Below are 17,327 nucleotides of genomic sequence, written 5' to 3' on the forward strand. Positions count from 1 at the left end.
TTTTCCATTTGCGAGCGACTGCATAACATGGTATGGCCTATATTTGAATATAAACTGCGCTGACGCCACGCATATGAATGCATTTTTACAAAAAATCATGTTCCTGTTTTTTTGTCTGCCGATTTTTTTCTTTCCGTTAAGTACTGCAGCAGCGGGTATTAGTGGCAGTATTTTTATACTGCTATACATCATGAGCGGGTACTGGAAAAACTCATGGGAAATCCTGACGCGCCCATGGTTCGTGCCGCTGAGCCTGTTAATATTATGGACGTTGCTAGGCACTATTTGGAGCAGAGCGAACCCTCACGATACCTGGATAGCCATAAGCCGACTCGGATATTTCTTTTTTGCGTATGCAGGAACAACACTGCCTTGGAACAGAAGCAGGTTCCGGATGATTCCGGGTTTATTTCTGGCGGGGTTGATATTGAACTGGATAGTCGGCTTATGTCAGTGGCTTGGAATATGGAAATGGAATCCATTGATTCCGAGGATTGGTCCTGTCGGTTACGCCAATCATATTTTTCTCAGCATGACGCTGACCATGGCATTGCTATGGATAGCCTACGATATGCGGGATAGGGTTTTGTTGCCGAGATGGACAAACGCAATTCTCGCGGTAGCCTTCCTGCTGCAATTGGGCATGGGTGCCGGACGTACTGGTCAGTTGCTTTTCGTTATCCTCATGCCGCTTGCGGTATTGGTGTTATTCAGGGGGCAGTGGCGTTATTGGGCATTGGGGGGTATTGCGCTGACAATAATTGGGATGGGAATGTCTCCCATTGTTCAGCATCGAGTGCAAGAAGGATTGCAAAATTTACAAGTCGTCAGCAAGGGTGATTACGATACCAGTTGGGGACTGCGTGTTTTGATGGCCCAGGGCGCACTGCACATGGGCTTCCAGCATCCTATCCTAGGGGTTGGTACAGGCAATTACGCAAACGAGATGGCACAATTACAGAAAAATCATATTTTACCTGATCTGCCATCTCCGTTGATCATGAGCCAGCCTCAAAACAGTTATCTCCTTGAACTGGCCATGCTAGGCATTCCCGGTCTGTTGCTGCTGGTGTGGTTCTTGTGGGCCGTAACGGCACCAGCATGGCGACTGAAGGCAGTTCCCGAAGGCTGGTTTGTTTTGGTTTATATGGCGGTATTTATAGCTGGTAGTTTTTCTGACACATTGATTTGGGGATATGCTAATGTATTCTCGCTGGCGATACTGGCCGCCTTACCAATCCCCCTTGCCCAGGATGACTTACGTGGCGCGACTACAACTGACAATCGCTTCGCGTAGAAAATACGAACGGTGATATGCGGTGACAACAAGCAGAGACATAAATTTGTAGTCATGGCTGCCGTATTTTTAGGGCTGGCTGCTTTTTACCTGATAAATTATTTGAATCAGTTTCTGGCGCGATGATGATATCGTTAACTGCGTTGATTTTTCACGGGTCCCCACTGAGATGGTGCGTATTGCTGGTTCCAGCAGTGTTCTGTCGGATGATGCTTTATAAGGCTATAAATTGGGGTTGCGAAGACGCATTGAGGTTGGCTTCGTGTATAGGATTACCATGCAATATACGGGTGTCGCATAATCGTGACTATGAAATTTTGCGTTATTATTGTTAACTACAATGGCGTATCGTCAACGCTTGACGCAATTTCTTCCTGTCTTGCGGAAGGCGTGTTGGCGCAGCATTGTATCGTCATCGATAATGGTAGCGATGACAGGTCGGTGGAGGTGATTTCGCAACGGTTTCCCGACATCAAAATATTGGCTAACGGTTGTAATGCGGGCTTCGCCCGTGCGGTCAACCAGGGGTTAGCGGTCGCTGATCGTGATTTTGTCATGGTTCTGAATAATGACGCGCAATTATTATCGGGTACGCTGGAGGCTGTGACATGCTGTTTTCTGGCTTGGCCTCAAGCGGCCCTTGTGGGTGCCCGCCTGATTGACCCGGTCGGTCGTACACAAAATGTAGTGGCGGCATTGCCGCGATTCTGGCACGAAATATTGCCAAGGGCGCTGCTCAAAAGAATGGCACCAAAATACTTCGGTGGGCGTCTATCGGGGGAGCGTCAATCGGTAAATGTTCCCAGCCTGATCGGTGCAGCAATGACGGTACGCCGTTCTTTCTTGCCTCAATTGGGCATGTTGGACGAAGATTTCTTCTTTTATCTGGAAGAAACGGAATGGTGCGCACGTGCTCATCGCCTTGGATTTGACGTGGTGTTTTGTCCAGATGCCAGGGTAGAGCACGCGCTTGGTGGTACCGCTAGGAAATTTCAAGTAGGGTCGCGCATTGAATTTCAGCGCGCACGGTTGCTCTATGCACGTAAGGTGGAGGGCCGCATTCCCTGGGTGGTTTTATCTTTGTGGATGCCAGTAAAAGCGGCAATTGACTTTCTTGCCAATGGAATAGCAATGGTGCTTACTCTCGGGCTTCTTCCTCGTCAGCGTAAACGTTGTTTGACCTACGGAGGAATACTGATGTGGCATCTTCTGTTCCGGCCAACACATTGGGGCCTGCCGGGGAAGTGCGGTAAATAAATGAGTACTTATTTTGGAGATCAGGTGGCCGTGGCTGCTAGTACTCTATCAGTTATTTATATTACCAGGGATGCCGGGCGTTTGCTGCGTGCATCGCTGGGCAGCGTGGTGCCGTTAGGTGCAGAAATTTTTCTGGTAGATAGTGGTTCTACGGATGATACGCTGACCATCGCTACGGAAATGGGTGTAAAGATCATTCAAAGGTCCTGGCCAGGCTTTGGTGCACAACGGCAGTTTGCCGTGGAGTCGGCGAAAAATGACTGGATACTGATGCTGGATGCGGATGAAATTTTGCGCGATCAGGCGCGTTCTGCCATTGTGGATGTGGTGCGGAGTAGCGACCCTCATGTTGCTTATGCGCTAAGGCGTTATAATTACCTTCACGGCAAGGCCATACGCCACGGAGACTGGAGCCGGGATTATGTAGTGAGGCTTTTTAACCGACGCTATGGGCATTATCGTCCCGAGGATACGGTGCATGAAAGCTGGTATGGTCAGGGGGAGACGCGGCGTATGCAGGGATATATCCTGGACCATCATTCTTTCCCGAGCTATGCGGATATGCTGGATAAACTACGCCTCTATGCCACCCTCAATGCTCAGCAGGTCCACCAGCGCGGCAAAGCGCTCCATACTTACATGCCCATGACCCACGCACTGGCGGCTTTTGGGCGCAGCTATTTCTGGCGCTTGGGATTTCTGGATGGTGTGGAAGGTGCCGCCATTGCCTGGACCACTGCGCTGGGAGCGTTCATGAAATATGCTATTGCGCTGGAACTCAGAGACCATAGTCAGTGATGAAGATTCTGCTGCTGCGCCTGAGTTCCATGGGCGATGTGCTGCATACCCTGCCGGCGGTGACCGATTTGCAGCAGGCCCGGCCGGATTTGCACTTGCATTGGTTGGTAGAGCCCGCATTCGCGCCCATCGCACTACTGCATCCCGGGGTCGCGCGGGTGATCCCCTTCTCGCTGCGCAACCGTAAAAAACAATGGCGTGGGCTAGTGGCTGCATTACGGGATTTACGCCGGACCCTTCGGGAGGAACATTATGAGCACATTCTCGATGCCCAGGGTCTCTACAAAAGTGCGTTGCTAGGCCGTCTGGGCGGTGCGCCGCTGTGGGGTTTGGATGCCGCCAGCGCCCGCGAACCGGGTGCCACCCGGCTTTACCATCGCTGCTTTCCCGTGTCTTGGGGGCAGTCTGCCATCAGCCGAAATCGCCAGCTGTTCGCGCAGGCTTTAGATTACCCCCTGCCGGAAACGCCGCCAGATTATGGTTTGCAGGTGGCCGCTGCGCGCCTGCGTAAAGACACGCTGGCGCAGCCTTGGAAGGAGCTGGTGCAGCAACCCTTTGTGCTGGGTTTTCACGGGACCTCGTGGGAGAACAAGGAATGGCAGGAAGACTATTGGCGGGCACTGGCCGCCCCGTTGCGACAGGCGGGATGGCGTTTGTTGCTGCCCGCAGGCAGTGCGCGCGAGGCGGCGCGCGCGCAGCGCATTGCGGAGCAAGCGGATAATGTGGTCGTCCTACCCCCCGCTACGTTGCTGGAGCTCGCCGCTTTGATCGTGCGGGCTGATGCCTATGTCGGCATGGATACAGGACTTTCTTACCTGGCCGGTGCCTTGGGGCTGGCGGGGGTTACTTTGTACGGACCGACGGCCAGGGATCGGTTTTCTGTGGCGGAGGACCATCAGGCCAGCCTGCAAAGCCTCGAGCCTTGTGCGCCTTGCGGTAAATCCCGATGCCCGTTGCCGGAAGCAAAATATGGCCTGATACTCTGTCAGCAGGCATTACGCGCGGAGCAAGTCTGGGCGGCCTTATCCCCTTTGCTGGAGCGTCGATCATGAATGACCCCCTGGTGCTCCAGTCGGACGAGCGCCGCCGCTACCGGCGGCATCAGTTCTGGACGGATCACGGCATTTTCCGCGAGCTGTTTTATGCGAATTTTCACGAGATTGCGCCAGGGGTGTTTCGCTCGGCCCAGCCGTCGCCGGTTCAGTTACGGCGCTGGCAGCAAAAGCATGGTTTCTGCACGGTATTGAACCTGCGTGCTCCGGCACCCCACGAACCACATTACCGTCTGGAGCAGGAGACTTGTGATGCCCTGGGCATGACGCACCTGACCCTGCACGGCTTCGGCTCCCGGGATCTGCCGGAACGCGACAAGTTGCTGGCGGGCATAGAAATGCTGGATCAATTACCCCAACCTTTTTTGCTGCACTGCAAATCCGGGGCGGATCGGGCCGGTTTCATCAGTGTGCTGTATCTGCATCTGGTGCTGGGGATACCCCTCAGCGCGGCGCAGCGGCAACTGCGTTTGTGGCCTTTCGGTCATATCCGGCACGCCAATACCGGCATTCTCGACTGGTTTTTCTTCAATTACCACGATGCTGCCGCCCGCCAGCCCGGCTTGACCCTGCGTGCCTGGATCGAGGACGGGTATGACCGCGAGCACGTCCTGAAAAACTTCCGGCCCTGGTATCGTCTCGACTGGCTGACCGACCGTATTTTGCACCGCGAATGATGAATCGTCGCCTCTACGCCTTTCTGCTCTGGCTGCTCAGCCCTGTCGTTCTGGGTTTTACCCTCTGGCGAGCCTGGCGACGACCTGCCTACCGGGAGCGCTGGTGGGAGCGTTTCGGCTGGGGGCCGCCCCGTTCGGATCGGCCTATCTGGATCCATGCGGTGAGTGTGGGGGAGACCATCGCGGCGATTCCGTTGGTGCGGGCTTTGCAGGTACGTTATCCGGAGGTGCCCATTCTGATGACCAGCACCACCCCGACGGGAGCTGCTGTAGTCAGTCAGCGTTTGGGTACGGAGGTGCTGCCGTATTACCTGCCTTATGACCTGTCCGCGGCGGTCACGCGCTATATGCGCCGCCAGCGACCGCGTCTGGGAATCATCATGGAAACGGAGATCTGGCCCAATCTCTGTCATGCAGCCAGCTGCGAGGGTGTGCCCCTGATGCTGGTCAATGCCCGGCTCTCGCAGCGCTCGCTTCGGGGTTACGCCCGCTTCCGGACGCTCTTTGCCCCCGCATTGGCCAGCATGAGCGCGGTTGCGGCCCAGAGTTCGGAAGATGCGGCAGCTTTTCGCAATCTGGGGGCGCGGCATGTGGTGGTGACCGGTAATATCAAATATGACCTGCCGGAACCCGTCGCCGCGCGGGAGCGGGGGCGCCAGTGGCAGCAGCGCTTCGGTGGGCGGCCGGTCTGGGTATTCGCTTCTACGCATGCTGGTGAGGAGCAGATGGCGCTGGCGGCGCTGGCAGATTTGCAGCGCCAATGGCCGGATCTGTTGCTGGTGCTGATTCCCCGTCATCCCTCGCGGCGACTGGAGGTGATGGCACGGATGCAGGCAAAGGGGGTATCCTTTGTCTTGCGCTCGCGTGCCGAGGACGTGGGGGAGCGCGCGGTTTTTCTGATAGATACCCTGGGTGAGGTGATGGATTTCTACGCGGCGGCAAATGTGGTGACCATCGGTGGCAGTTTTGTGCCGGCGGGGGGGCATAATCCCCTGGAAGCTGCAGCACTGGCCCGCCCGGTTACCTTCGGCCCGTATATGGATAATTTTAAGGGCATCACCCAGGATTTGCTGGCGGCCAACGCGGCGGTTCAGGTTGTGGATGTCGAGGCCCTGGTAGCGCAGTTGGGGGCCTGGTTGACCACCCAGGAGTCAGCGACAGAGATGGGCGAGCGCGCCTTGGCGTTTCTGCAGCAGCAGCGTGGCGCGTTGGGGCGTACTTTTTCCCTGCTAGATCATATCGTTCCGTAAGGTTTTTAATAGGGATAGTCCCAGCCTTCCGGCTGATCTTTGAAACGACGGTGAACCCACCAGTACTGTTCAGGGGCTTTACGGATAGCGGTCTCCAGTGCGGCATTCATCGCTGTGGCATCCGCCTTGGCATCGCCGCTCGGGAAAGATTCAGGCATGGGCACAATCTCGATACGAAAACCCTCACCGTCCGGTAGCCGATAGGCAAAGAGTCCGAATGCCGGGCTTCCGCGCCGCGCCGCGAGTCGGCCCAGCACCGGTGTCGTACAGGCAGGACGGCCAAAGAACGGGGCATAATCCCCTTCGCGCGGATCGACGTTCTGATCCGGGAGTATGCCGATGGCGTTTCCCTGATGCAGCGCGTAGAGCAGCGGGCGGATACCACCCTCCTTGGGGACCAGTTGCGCTCCGCTGCGCCCGCGTCCGGCCACTATGCGCGCGTTGACAGCCGGATTGCGGGTTTCCATGTAGAGTACGGTGACCGGCCAGCGTTGCCCGATGTAGAGCACCGCGGCTTCCCAGGCCCCTAGGTGCGCGGTGAAGAGAATAACCCCATGTCCTTTGGCTAAAGCGGCGTCCACCAGATCGTCCCCACGCACCTCGCGGATCAGGCCGAGGGCGCGGGGCAAGGGCCAGTACCACAGTGGTCCCAACTCCAGGGCGGCCTGGCCCAGTGTCCGGAAATGTGCGCGCCGCAAGGTATGCCGTTGAGCCAGGCCCATCCTGGGGAAAGCAATGGCGAGATTGGCGTCCACCACCTTGCGCGCCCGTGTCATACTGAGCCGTACCAAATCACCGAGCATTGCACCGAGAGCCGCACGCCAACGCCGCGGCAGGTAACCCGCCCCGCGCAGAATGCCCGCTGCCAGCGAGGCTACTGCCTTTTGCCGCAGATTTCCCTGCTCTTCAGCCACTTTTCCCTGGTCTCCTCCATTTTGTGGCAGGTATTGTAGGATAGGGCGGGGCGTTCGGATACCCAGTGTTCGCCTGGTGTTGCCCGCGACGAGACTTCCGGACTACCGGTGCAGCGCCCGCCGCAGGCGATCCATGCCTTCCTCCAGCACGCTCCGCGGTGCCGCGAAATTCAGTCGCACAAAACCCTCGCCGCCCGGCCCGAAACTGGGGCCGGGATTGAGGCCGAGACCAGCTTGCAGCAGTCGCCGAGCGAGCGTCTCGTCGTCGCCGTAATGGTGCACATCCAGCCAGGCCAGATAGCCGAACTCCGGTTGCCGGTAGCCGACTTCGGGTAGCTCCCGCATCAGGTACTCGCTGATGAGGCGGGCATTATTGCTCAGATACTGGCGCAATGCGGCCTGCCACCCAGCACCGTGCCGCCAGGCGCTGGTCATGGCGGTCAGGGCGAAAAGGTTGGTGTGCTGAATCTGGCTGCGCTGGACTTCATTCAGAAAGGCGTGACGCAGCCCGGCATCCGGGATGACGCTGACCCCGCCACCCAGTCCCGCCAGATTGAAGCTTTTGCCGGCAGAGGTCAGGAAAATCGCGCGCGGGAAGCGGCTGGGGAAAGGGCGGTGCGGATGGTGGCTGAGGTCGGCATGGATTTCATCGCTGACGATCACGCAGCCCGCTTCAGCGCAGAGAGTACCCAGTCGTTGCAGCTCTTCCGGTGTCCAGACCCGCCCCACCGGATTGTGGGGCGAGCAGAGGAGCAGCAGTTTCGCCCGCTGGACGGCGATTTCCAGGGCATCCCAATTCATGCAGTAATGGCCGGTGTCATCCGTGATCAGCGGGGCCAGTAGCAATTCCCGCCCGTTGTCCTCCACTGCGGTCATGAACGGCGGATAAATGGGAGGCATGACGATGATCGCCTCGCCCGGTCGGGTGAAGGCACGTACGGCTGCGTAAAGGGCAGGAACGACACCGCTGATGCAGGCGACTGCGTCGCTTTCCGGCCGCCAGTTATGGCGCCTGGTCAGCCAGTCTGCGGCGGCCTGCAACATAATCCCTTCGTTGCCCGGATAACCAAAAACGGGATGATGCAGACGTTCCCGCAAACCGGCTATGACCGTGTCCGGTGCGGCGAAATCCATATCTGCCACCCACATGGGCAGCACTTCAGCGCCAAAACGTTCTGCCGCACCATCCCATTTGAGGGAGCCGGTTCCGCGTCGTGGAATGACTCTGTCGAAGTCGACGCTGCCTTGTTCCGCGCTCATAAGCGCTCCCAGATGGTCACCTGCGCGATACTGTGCTGATATTTGCGCGCCGTTTCGCGGATGACAAAGGCCAAATCCTGCGGGCTGTCATCGCGCAGACGGAATGGTCCGGACAAAATTTCCCGCAGGGCGTCGAAGGTGCTCAGATTCTCCCCATCCCGTTTGAAACCGCCGAGCCATTCTGTCCGCGCGGTGTAGTCTTCCAGCCAGGTATAGGGCGAAGTGATGACCAGCAAACCGCCGGGAAGGATGCGGTCGGCAATGTCCTCCAGAAATTTGCGGGGATGATGCAGGCGGTCGATGAGGTTGGCTGCCACTACCAGATCATAATCCCGATACAAAGGCTTCAGATTGCAGGCGTCGGCCTGGAAGAAGTGGACCCTGTCTGCCGTCCCGGCCAGACCCAGGGCGCCGAGATCGGCCGTTTGATAACTTTGCAGTTCACCCTCTTCGGTCAGCGTGTAGGAAAAGTGCCCGCGCTCACGCAGTTGCACGCCTACGCTGATGAAGCGTGCGGAGAAGTCGAGGCCAGTGACTTCGGGGCAGTGCTTTGCCAGTTCAAAACTACCGCGGCCTACGGCACAACCGATGTCCAGAGCACGACGTAAGGGCCTGTCGGCCATAGCCTCCACCGCGATGCCTACGACCTCCGCCGCAAAATTGGCCACCCCATAATATTCGCGCCCATAGTGAAATTCCGCATACTGGGAGACCAGGGCGTCACTCTCATAGACCGGCACTTCAGGCAGCGCATTGGGCGAGGCCACATAGCGGAATCCCGCGTGCTGGAAGAAATGGCGGCGGAAGGCGTAGCGGGCCTCCTGCTGCGTTTCGTTGCCGAGACTGATGAATGAGCCGCCTTTCATGAGATTGTGCTGTTGGTCGAAGGTGGGCACCGTGAAGTCATCATAAACCGGATGCACCTCGAAACCGGAAAAGGGATAGATGGGCGTTGCGGTCCATTGCCAGATGTTGCCGACCACATCGTAGAAATCCCCTTGTTTGAATTGATCTACAGGGCAGGGTGAACAGCCGTCGGCAAGTCCGATATTGCCGGGCACTGCGTCATCCCAGGCATCGCAGTCCGCGAGTCCGCTGAGATCACGCAGGTGCCGCCATTCATCCTCGCTGGGCAGGCGCAGGCTCTGACCGGTCCGGGCCGATTTCCAGCGGCAGAAGGCATCGGCTTCCAGGGCATTCACCTCTACTGGCCAGTTCCACGGCATGGGCCGCTCCTCCGCGATCAGGCGCAGCCGCCAGGTGCCCTGATCCAGGACCCAGAACGTCGGGTGCCGGGCCTGGCTGAAACGGCGCCAGCGATCTCCCTCTGCGGTCCACCAGCGGCTGTCGCTGTAGCCATCCTGCTCCACGAAAGCCAGGAACTCCTGATTGCTCACCAAAAAGCGGGAGGCATGAAAAGGCTGCAATGCCGCCTGATGAAGGCCATATTCATTATCCCAGCCATAACGGGGATCCGCGCGTTCTTTGCCCAGACGGACGGCGCCGCCGGCCACGGCCTGCAGGATATTATCCGGCGCGGCCCCCGCGGGGGTCCAGGGACGGAAGGCTTCCACAGGCCGGACGCGGGACAGGGGTAATTGTCGCATGAGCACCGAACTGGTCTCCAGATGGATGTTTTCATGCTCAATGCCCATGAGGATCACCCACCACGGTGAATCCCAGGTGATGGGCAGGGACAGGGGCATCTCGCGGATCAGACCGTCCACTAGTTCCCGCACCCGTTGCCGGTACTGACGGACGTCGTCGACGGCGGGCCAGTCGTAATGGGTTTCGTCCAGGTCGTCCCAGGACATTTCATCGACGCCGACCGCAAAAACGGATTCCAAACGTGGATCGAGACGCCGTCCGATCAGTCCGGCTACCTGGAGTTTATTTACATAGAAGGTGGCGCTATGGCCGAAATAAAAGATCAGGGGATGACGCAGGGGAATGGCTCTCTCATACCACGCCGCCGGTTCTGCCAGGTGATCAAAAAGCTGTTCGTACAGCGAAAAAGTCTCGTGAAAGGTCCTGCGAATCTCTTCCCGTTTCTGCTCAGCATGCTCGCCGTCGAGACGGAACGCAGCGATACGTGTACGCGCCATGGATTCCCCTTCCGTACGTCCTTGGTGGCTCAGTTTAACACAAGATACCGTCCGGTCGGATGCCCGGGAAGGGTTGATCTCAACGGCAGGCGGCAGTTAGCACCTCATTTACACGCCGCCATTGTAATTCATTTGCCGCCAAGCCTCGAAGACTGCGACAGCACAAGCGTTGGACAGATTCAGGCTGCGCTGGCCGGGGCGCATGGGCAGGCGCAGTATCTGCGTGGCGGGCAGGCCGTCCAGGAGGCTGGCAGGCAAGCCGCGGGTCTCCGGGCCGAAAAGCAGTGCATCGCCGGGCTGGTACGCGACGTCGTGATAACGCTGCGTTCCCTTGGTGCTGAATGCAAAAACGTGCGCATCGCCTAAAAATGTCCGGCAGGCCGCCCAGTCCGCATGGCGATGCACCTGCGCGAATTCGTGATAATCCAGCCCGGCGCGGCGCAGACGGCGGTCGTCCCAGGCAAAACCCAAGGGCTCCACGAGATGCAGGGTGGCCCCGGTGTTAGCGCAGAGGCGGATGACATTACCGGTGTTGGGAGGGATCTCCGGCTCATACAGGATGACGTGCAAAAATGGCTCAGGCGCCAATGGACTCTCAGAGGACACGGGCGAGCACCCAGATGTCGATGCGCTGTACACCGGCATCCCGCAGGGTGCTGGCAATCTGCGCGGCAGTGGTTCCGGTCGTAAGTACGTCATCGACGACGGCGACGTGATCCGGAACGCGTCCGCGCAGAGCAAAGGCCGCATCCAGATTGTCTCGCCGGGCGGCTGCGCTCAGTCCGAGTTGGTGGCCGGTATTGCGGCGACGCTGCAGCGCTCCGGGGATGACCGGGATTCTCCAGCGTTTGCCCCAGTGACGGGCGAGCAACATGGATTGGTTGTAACCGCGTTCGCGCAGGCGCTGGCGATGCAGAGGCACGGGCAGCAGCGCGTCCGGGCGGGACGGCGGATGCTTGCCCCAGGCACTGGCCCAGGCATCGGCCAGTGGCCTGGTCCAGTCCAGACGCTGCTGAAACTTCCATGCGATGATGGCGGTGTTCAGTGGTTCGGCATAGATAAACGGAGTATAGACGTGGTCATAGGCGGGGGCTTCCACCGCGCAGACCCGGCAGTCCCCGTTGTCTGACAAGGGTAGCGCGCAATAACTGCAACGCTCGGCGGGCAGACGCGGCCAGTCGCCGAAACAGCCGGCACAGAGCGGGGCACCGGGCGCGGCACAGGCACGACAATGTTCCGGAAACAGCCAGTGGCTGAAGCGCCCCACTGCGTCGTGTAGCCGATACAGGTGTGGAAGGATCCGTTGCAAGAAGCTCCTTTGCTTATTAGTCAAGTCGTTTGGCAACGCCAGTCGTTGTCGCCGGATCTGATTCTCTCGCCCTCGCCCTCCATTGACAAGGCACAGGCCCCTCCCTATAAGAAGCTATGCATACGGAACGGGAAGAACAATGGCGTGTGGAATTGTCCGCCTTGCGTGCGCACGCCCTCTGGCGGGAGTTGCAGGTCCTGCAACCCGCGCCTGAGCGTGGGCCGCCCGCTTTTGTGGGGGCGCAGGGCGAACCGCTCCTGTCCTTCGCCAGTAATGATTATCTGGGCCTGAGCGCAGAACCGGCGTTACGTGACGCCGCCATTGCCGAGATTCAGCAGAGCGGGGTAGGGGCCGGTGCGGCGCCCCTGCTCGGTGGCGAGCGGCCCGTCCATGCGGCGCTGGCAGACGCCCTGGCCCGCTGGCTGGGGGTAGAGGCGGTGCTGCTCTTCGGTAGCGGTTATCTGGCCAATCTCGGGGTCATCTCCACGCTGGTCGGGCGCGGTGACCGCGTCTACGCCGACCGCCTCAACCACGCCTCGCTGGTGGATGGGGTGCGTCTCTCCGGTGCGCGCCTGCACCGCTACCGGCATGGCGACATGACGCATCTGGCGCAATGGCTGGAACGCGGCGGCCGGGGGCAGGCCTGGATCATCACGGACGGGGTGTTCAGCATGGATGGCGATGTCGCCCCGCTCCCTGAACTTGCCACCCTGGCGCAGCAGTTTGGTGCAGGGATCATTCTCGACGAGGCCCATGCCTTTGGAGTGCTGGGGACGGAGGGGCAAGGCACTGCGGCGCACTGGAACATGGACCTCCACGGGGTAGACGTTATCATGGGCACCCTGGGTAAGGCCTTTGGTGTTTACGGCGCCTTCGTGGCGGGGAGTCAGGACTTGGTGGATCTCCTGCGCAATCGCGCCCGCAGCTTCATCTACCATACCGCCCTGCCGTCCGCCCTGGCGGCTGCCGCCCTCGTCGCGCTCGACCTTTTACGGCATGGAAATGCCCGGCGCGAGCGCCTGACGCAGCACCGGCAGCAGCTGCGTGCGCAAGTGCCCGACGCTCCCTGGTTGGCCAGCGAGACACCTATTCAGGGCCTCCTGCTGGGCGATGCGCGGCGGGCGCTGACCGTCAGCGCCCAATTGCACCGTGCCGGCCTTTACTGCCCAGCGGTGCGGCCACCGACGGTGCCTGCCGATAGTGCCCGTCTGCGTATCACCCTCAGTGCGGCACACCGTCACGATGATATCGACTTTCTGGCTACCGCGCTCCGGGAGGTCTTATGAGCTGGGCGCGTCAGGTCAGTGGTCAGGGACGCGCGCTGGTGCTGCTCCATGGCTGGGGGATGGAAAACCGGGTCTTCGCTTCCTGGCGGCCCCTTCTGGATGCGCATTTCACCTGCATCAGCTACGATCTCCCCGGTCACGGGCAGACGCCCTGTGCGCCCTCCGGCCTGGCTTGGTCTGCCAGTCTGGAGCGTCTCCGTCAGATGCTTGCTCAGGAGGCCCCCAAGCCGCTGTTGCTCGGCTGGTCCCTCGGGGGCTTGTTGGCCCTGGGCATCGCCTTACAGCACCCTGAATTATTGGAGGGACTGGTGCTGGTATCCAGTTCCCCCGCCTTTTGCCAACGCCCCGACTGGTCTCCGGCCATTCCTGCCGCGACTCTGGAGGATTTCGCGCAACGCCTGCGCGAAGATCCCCAGGGTACCCGGCGGCGCTTCCTCGCCCTGCAAGTGTTGAACGATCCACAAGGACGCCGCGCTCTGGAAGGCCTCAGCGCCTGGCCCATGCCGGATCAGACCTGTCTTGCCGATGGACTGCGGCTGCTGCGGGAGGTGGATTTGCGTAGCCAACTGAGGAGACTGCCCATGCCGGTGCATATCGTGCATGGGCGACAGGACCGGATCGTGCCCGTCGGTGCCAGCGAATATCTCCACCAGCATCTGACCGGCAGCCGGTTTACCCTCCTGGAACAGACTGGTCACGCCCCTTTTCTGTCGCATCCGCAAGCCTGTACCCAGGCGCTGCTGGAGACCTGGGGATGAACTCCGGCATCCCGTCCTTCTTCATGGAAAAACGCGCTGTGCGGCGGGCTTTTGAGCAGGCAGCGGCCGCGTATGAAATCAGTGCCGTCTTGCAGGATCAGGTCGGCGCGCAGCTCATTGAGCGACTGGACCTCGTCAAGCTGGAACCCCAATGGATACTCGATATGGGTAGTGGTACCGGCCTGCAAAGCCGCCGTCTCAATCGCCGTTATCCCAAGGCGCGGCTGCTCGCCCTGGATCTGGCGTCGAACATGTTACAGCAGGCCCGGCGTCGTAAAGGCTGGCGTCAGCGTCAGCATTTCTGCCAGGGCGACGCGGAAAATTTGCCACTGGCGACGGCCAGCGTCGACCTACTCTACGCTAATATGTCCATTCAGTGGTGCAATGATCTGGATCAGGTGTTACGCGAGTTTGCGCGGGTGCTGCGTCCTGGCGGTCTGCTCATGTTCAGCACCCTCGGTCCGGACACCCTCAAAGAACTGCGTCAGGCCTTTGCGACGGTGGACGACCAGCCCCATGTCAGTCATTTCATCGACATGCATGATATTGGTGATGCCTTGGTGCGTCAGGGCTACGAAATGCCGGTCCTGGATGTAGAACATTATCAGCTCACCTATGCGGCCGTAGACGATCTCCTGCGGGACCTGCGTAATGTCGGTGCCACCAATGCCGCCGCGGGTCGCGCCCGTGGCCTGCTCACCCCCCGCCGCCTGCAGGCACTGCGGCAGGCCTACGAGGGTTTTCGCGCCGACGGCCGCCTGCCCGCTACCTATGAAGTCGTCTACGGACATGCCTGGAGCAGTGGACCGCGCGCCCTTCCGCGTGCAGACGGCGGTATCGCTTTTCCGTTGATCCAACGGCATCATCGCCGCCCGTGACGCAGGAACAGCCATTGCCGAAGCAGCAAGTGCGTCAGGCGCGCGGACTTTTCATCACTGGCACCGACACGGGCGTCGGCAAAACTGCTGTCACCGCGGCGTTGGCGCGGCTCTGCGCCAGTCACGGTATGCGCGTTGCGGCTCTCAAACCCATTGTCTCGGGGGCCGAAGCCGACGGTACCTGGGAGGACGTGGAAATTTTGCGCGCCGCCAGCCAGCCCCCGCGCAGCATTACCGAAACCAATCTTTACGCCTTCGACCCGCCGCTGGCCCCCCACTGGGCGGCGCAGCGGGCGGGCGTCACCGTGGATCGTGGGCGCGTCGCGGCCTTCGTCCGGGCGCAATCCGTGGCGATGGACTGCGTGCTGGTGGAGGGCGCGGGTGGTTTTCTCGTGCCGTTGGGCGCTGACTGGGGCTTTGCCGAACTGGCCGAGGACCTGCATTTCCCGGTGCTGCTGGTGGTGGGTTTGCGGCTGGGCGCCATCAACCACACCCTGCTGAGTGTCGAGGCCATCCGCACACGGGGCCTGTCCTTCGCCGGATGGGTGGCGAACATCTTGAATCCTGCGGTCGCAGAGGGCACCTTGGAGACCTTGCAACAGTGTTTACCGGCGCCTTGCCTGGGGGTGTTGCCCTATATCCCGCACTGGTCCGCCGCCGTTCTGAGTCCTTATCTGTCTCTTCCTGCATCCTTATATTGATGTTAGACTGATTCCGCGTTGCCATAAAAAACAAAAGGCAATCAGTCGCGATGTCAGGGTAAAAGATTCGCTGTATCGCGGGATGGGTCAAGGTATTCTGATGGAGCGTGCGTGTCATGAAGTCATTCAAGAGCATATTGCTGTTGGTGGTGACGAACCTGCTGATATTCGTCAGCCTGTCGATCAGCTTTACCATTTTGGTCAATTTTGTTCTACCGCTGTTTGGTGTGGACCTGCGTGGCGCGGTGAGCAACGCAGATATGCTCTGGGCGCTGGTGATCGGTTTTGGGGGTGCCTTTATTTCGCTGCTGATGTCGAAACATCTGGCGCGCGCGGGGCTGCAGATGCAACGTATCGACACACCACAGTCGGCCAAGGAACGTTTGGTGTACGACTCGGTCGCACAGCTCGCCAATCGTCTGGGCATCCGCATGCCGGAAGTCTGGGTGTACTGGAATGATGAGCCTAATGCCTTCGCCACCGGACCGGGCCGCAATCATAGCATGGTCGCGGTCAGCAGTGGTCTGGTCAACCTGCTTAGCGACAATGAGGTGCAGGCGGTACTGGCCCATGAGATGGGGCATGTATACAATGGCGATATGGTGAGCACCACCTTACTACAAGGTTTGATGAATACATTTGTATTCTGGCTGTCCATGCTGGCCGCGCGGCAGTTTGATGATCGACCCATGATCGCTTTTATGGTGTCCATAGTTTTGCAGATTGGCCTGTCTTTCCTGGCGCTAATTCCCATCACCTGGTTTTCGCGTCGCCGGGAGTTCGCGGCGGATCGTTTTGCTGCCGAGCAGGTGGGCGTGGCCCCGATGGTCTCGGCGCTGCAAAAGCTGCATCAGCGGGCAGAAGCCATGCACGTGGTGCATGACGTGGTGCGCGATCCCATGGCGACAGCCTACATTTCCGGAAGCTGGCGCGGCTGGTTTGCTACGCACCCCAGTCTGGAGGCGCGGGTGGCGGCTCTGCAAGCACTTCAAAACGGATATAGTTACCGGTAGCTATCGCACAAAATGGGGGATTGGTCTTTGATGCAGGCAGGAGGCAGTGCAGTTGCGCCCTGAGGGCGTACGTCCGGTCTTCCTGCGCCGTCATGACCGGTCAGCCCCTTTTCCCGACCCGGGGCAGACCGACGGCAATCTGGTCGCCATTGGTGGAGATTTATCCCGGGAGCGCCTGCTCAGGGCGTACGCGCAGGGCATTTTCCCCTGGTTTGGTGAGGAGGACCCCATTCTCTGGTGGTCCCCTGATCCCCGTGCCGTCTTGGAACCCTCCGCGATACACATTAGCCGCAGTTTACGCAAGTCGGCCCGTAACAGGGACTGGCAATACCACATGGACAGCGACTTTGCTGGCGTCATCGATGCTTGTGCGGAGCCACGTGCCGGGCAGGGTGGTACGTGGATTACTCCGGCGGTGCGCGCCGCCTATCTGGACCTGTTTGCTGTCGGAGCAGCGCATTCCATAGAAGTCTACCAGCAGGACCGTTTGGTTGGCGGGCTCTACGGCGTTGCCCTCGGCGGACTCTTTTTTGGGGAGTCCATGTTCAGCCGGGTGCCCGATGCCTCCAAGCTGGCTCTTGTCCTCCTGGCGCGTCACCTCCAGTGCTGGGGCTTTGGTCTGATGGATACTCAGTTCATCACCCCACATTTGCAAAGCATGGGCGGGCGCGAACTGCCCCGCCGCGATTTTTTGCGGGTCCTCGCTGATCTGCGTACCCAACACCCGCAAGGCGACTGGAAGATCTCGTTACCTGCGCACGAGATGTTTTAG

17 protein-coding genes are annotated in these 17,327 nt (G+C 59.6%); 12 read left to right on the top strand and 5 right to left on the bottom strand.

The features are described 5' to 3' along the window. Window positions 1-73: 73 nt before the first annotated feature. From M0P56_RS10670 to waaA, 6 genes are all read left to right on the top strand, one after another. On the top strand, window positions 74-1,297 hold the full coding sequence (locus M0P56_RS10670; protein ID WP_291510012.1) for an O-antigen ligase family protein: 1,224 nt from the start codon (window positions 74-76) through the stop codon (window positions 1,295-1,297). A 309-nt stretch (window positions 1,298-1,606) separates the two neighbouring features. After that, window positions 1,607-2,554, top strand: a complete 948-nt coding sequence (locus tag M0P56_RS10675; protein WP_291510162.1) for a glycosyltransferase family 2 protein — start codon at window positions 1,607-1,609, stop codon at window positions 2,552-2,554. Further along, the gene (locus tag M0P56_RS10680; RefSeq protein WP_291510013.1) at window positions 2,555-3,352 is read left to right on the top strand and encodes a glycosyltransferase family 2 protein; all 798 of its coding nucleotides are present in this window, start codon (window positions 2,555-2,557) and stop codon (window positions 3,350-3,352) included. Then, window positions 3,352-4,404, top strand: coding sequence for a lipopolysaccharide heptosyltransferase I (gene waaC, locus M0P56_RS10685; RefSeq protein WP_291510014.1), 1,053 nt, complete (start codon window positions 3,352-3,354; stop codon window positions 4,402-4,404). The genes M0P56_RS10680 and waaC overlap by 1 nt, the downstream gene beginning before the upstream one ends. Further along, window positions 4,401-5,081 (top strand): tyrosine-protein phosphatase, encoded by a 681-nt coding sequence (locus M0P56_RS10690; RefSeq protein WP_291510015.1) that lies wholly within the window; start codon window positions 4,401-4,403, stop codon window positions 5,079-5,081. The genes waaC and M0P56_RS10690 overlap by 4 nt, the downstream gene beginning before the upstream one ends. Beyond that, window positions 5,078-6,331 (top strand): lipid IV(A) 3-deoxy-D-manno-octulosonic acid transferase, encoded by a 1,254-nt coding sequence (waaA, locus tag M0P56_RS10695; protein ID WP_291510016.1) that lies wholly within the window; start codon window positions 5,078-5,080, stop codon window positions 6,329-6,331. Before M0P56_RS10690 ends, waaA begins: the two co-directional genes overlap by 4 nt. Window positions 6,332-6,336: 5 nt before the next feature. Here waaA and M0P56_RS10700 read toward each other — a convergent pair whose 3' ends face one another. From M0P56_RS10700 to M0P56_RS10720, 5 genes are all read right to left on the bottom strand, one after another. Continuing rightward, the gene (locus tag M0P56_RS10700; protein WP_291510017.1) at window positions 6,337-7,245 is read right to left on the bottom strand and encodes a lysophospholipid acyltransferase family protein; all 909 of its coding nucleotides are present in this window, start codon (window positions 7,243-7,245) and stop codon (window positions 6,337-6,339) included. A 102-nt stretch (window positions 7,246-7,347) separates the two neighbouring features. Beyond that, complete coding sequence (locus M0P56_RS10705; protein WP_291510018.1) at window positions 7,348-8,505, bottom strand: PatB family C-S lyase; 1,158 nt, start codon at window positions 8,503-8,505, stop codon at window positions 7,348-7,350. After that, on the bottom strand, window positions 8,502-10,610 hold the full coding sequence (gene ovoA, locus M0P56_RS10710) for a 5-histidylcysteine sulfoxide synthase (RefSeq protein ID WP_291510019.1): 2,109 nt from the start codon (window positions 10,608-10,610) through the stop codon (window positions 8,502-8,504). The genes M0P56_RS10705 and ovoA overlap by 4 nt, the downstream gene beginning before the upstream one ends. A gap of 108 nt (window positions 10,611-10,718) precedes the next feature. Next, the gene (trmL, locus tag M0P56_RS10715; protein ID WP_366110097.1) at window positions 10,719-11,198 is read right to left on the bottom strand and encodes a tRNA (uridine(34)/cytosine(34)/5-carboxymethylaminomethyluridine(34)-2'-O)-methyltransferase TrmL; all 480 of its coding nucleotides are present in this window, start codon (window positions 11,196-11,198) and stop codon (window positions 10,719-10,721) included. 7 nt (window positions 11,199-11,205) lie between these two features. Further along, window positions 11,206-11,919 (bottom strand): ComF family protein, encoded by a 714-nt coding sequence (locus tag M0P56_RS10720; protein WP_291510021.1) that lies wholly within the window; start codon window positions 11,917-11,919, stop codon window positions 11,206-11,208. 116 nt (window positions 11,920-12,035) lie between these two features. On the opposite strand from M0P56_RS10720, the gene bioF reads away from it, so the two are divergent. From bioF to aat, 6 genes are all read left to right on the top strand, one after another. Beyond that, window positions 12,036-13,205 carry an 8-amino-7-oxononanoate synthase gene (bioF, locus tag M0P56_RS10725; protein WP_291510022.1) on the top strand — a complete coding sequence of 390 codons (1,170 nt, stop codon included), beginning with the start codon at window positions 12,036-12,038 and terminating at the stop codon, window positions 13,203-13,205. Next, window positions 13,202-13,963: a pimeloyl-ACP methyl ester esterase BioH gene (gene bioH / locus M0P56_RS10730; protein ID WP_291510023.1), complete on the top strand. Its 762-nt coding sequence runs from the start codon at window positions 13,202-13,204 to the stop codon at window positions 13,961-13,963. Before bioF ends, bioH begins: the two co-directional genes overlap by 4 nt. Further along, window positions 13,960-14,841 carry a malonyl-ACP O-methyltransferase BioC gene (gene bioC, locus M0P56_RS10735; protein WP_291510024.1) on the top strand — a complete coding sequence of 294 codons (882 nt, stop codon included), beginning with the start codon at window positions 13,960-13,962 and terminating at the stop codon, window positions 14,839-14,841. Before bioH ends, bioC begins: the two co-directional genes overlap by 4 nt. A gap of 14 nt (window positions 14,842-14,855) precedes the next feature. Then, window positions 14,856-15,542 carry a dethiobiotin synthase gene (bioD, locus tag M0P56_RS10740; RefSeq protein ID WP_291510025.1) on the top strand — a complete coding sequence of 229 codons (687 nt, stop codon included), beginning with the start codon at window positions 14,856-14,858 and terminating at the stop codon, window positions 15,540-15,542. Window positions 15,543-15,658: 116 nt separating this feature from the next. Then, window positions 15,659-16,555: a protease HtpX gene (gene htpX / locus M0P56_RS10745; RefSeq protein WP_291510026.1), complete on the top strand. Its 897-nt coding sequence runs from the start codon at window positions 15,659-15,661 to the stop codon at window positions 16,553-16,555. A gap of 46 nt (window positions 16,556-16,601) precedes the next feature. After that, window positions 16,602-17,327 carry a leucyl/phenylalanyl-tRNA--protein transferase gene (aat, locus tag M0P56_RS10750; protein WP_291510027.1) on the top strand — a complete coding sequence of 242 codons (726 nt, stop codon included), beginning with the start codon at window positions 16,602-16,604 and terminating at the stop codon, window positions 17,325-17,327.

It is taken from the genome of Acidithiobacillus sp. (assembly GCF_023229925.1).
In the GTDB taxonomy this organism is placed as follows: Bacteria; Pseudomonadota; Gammaproteobacteria; order Acidithiobacillales; family Acidithiobacillaceae; genus Acidithiobacillus.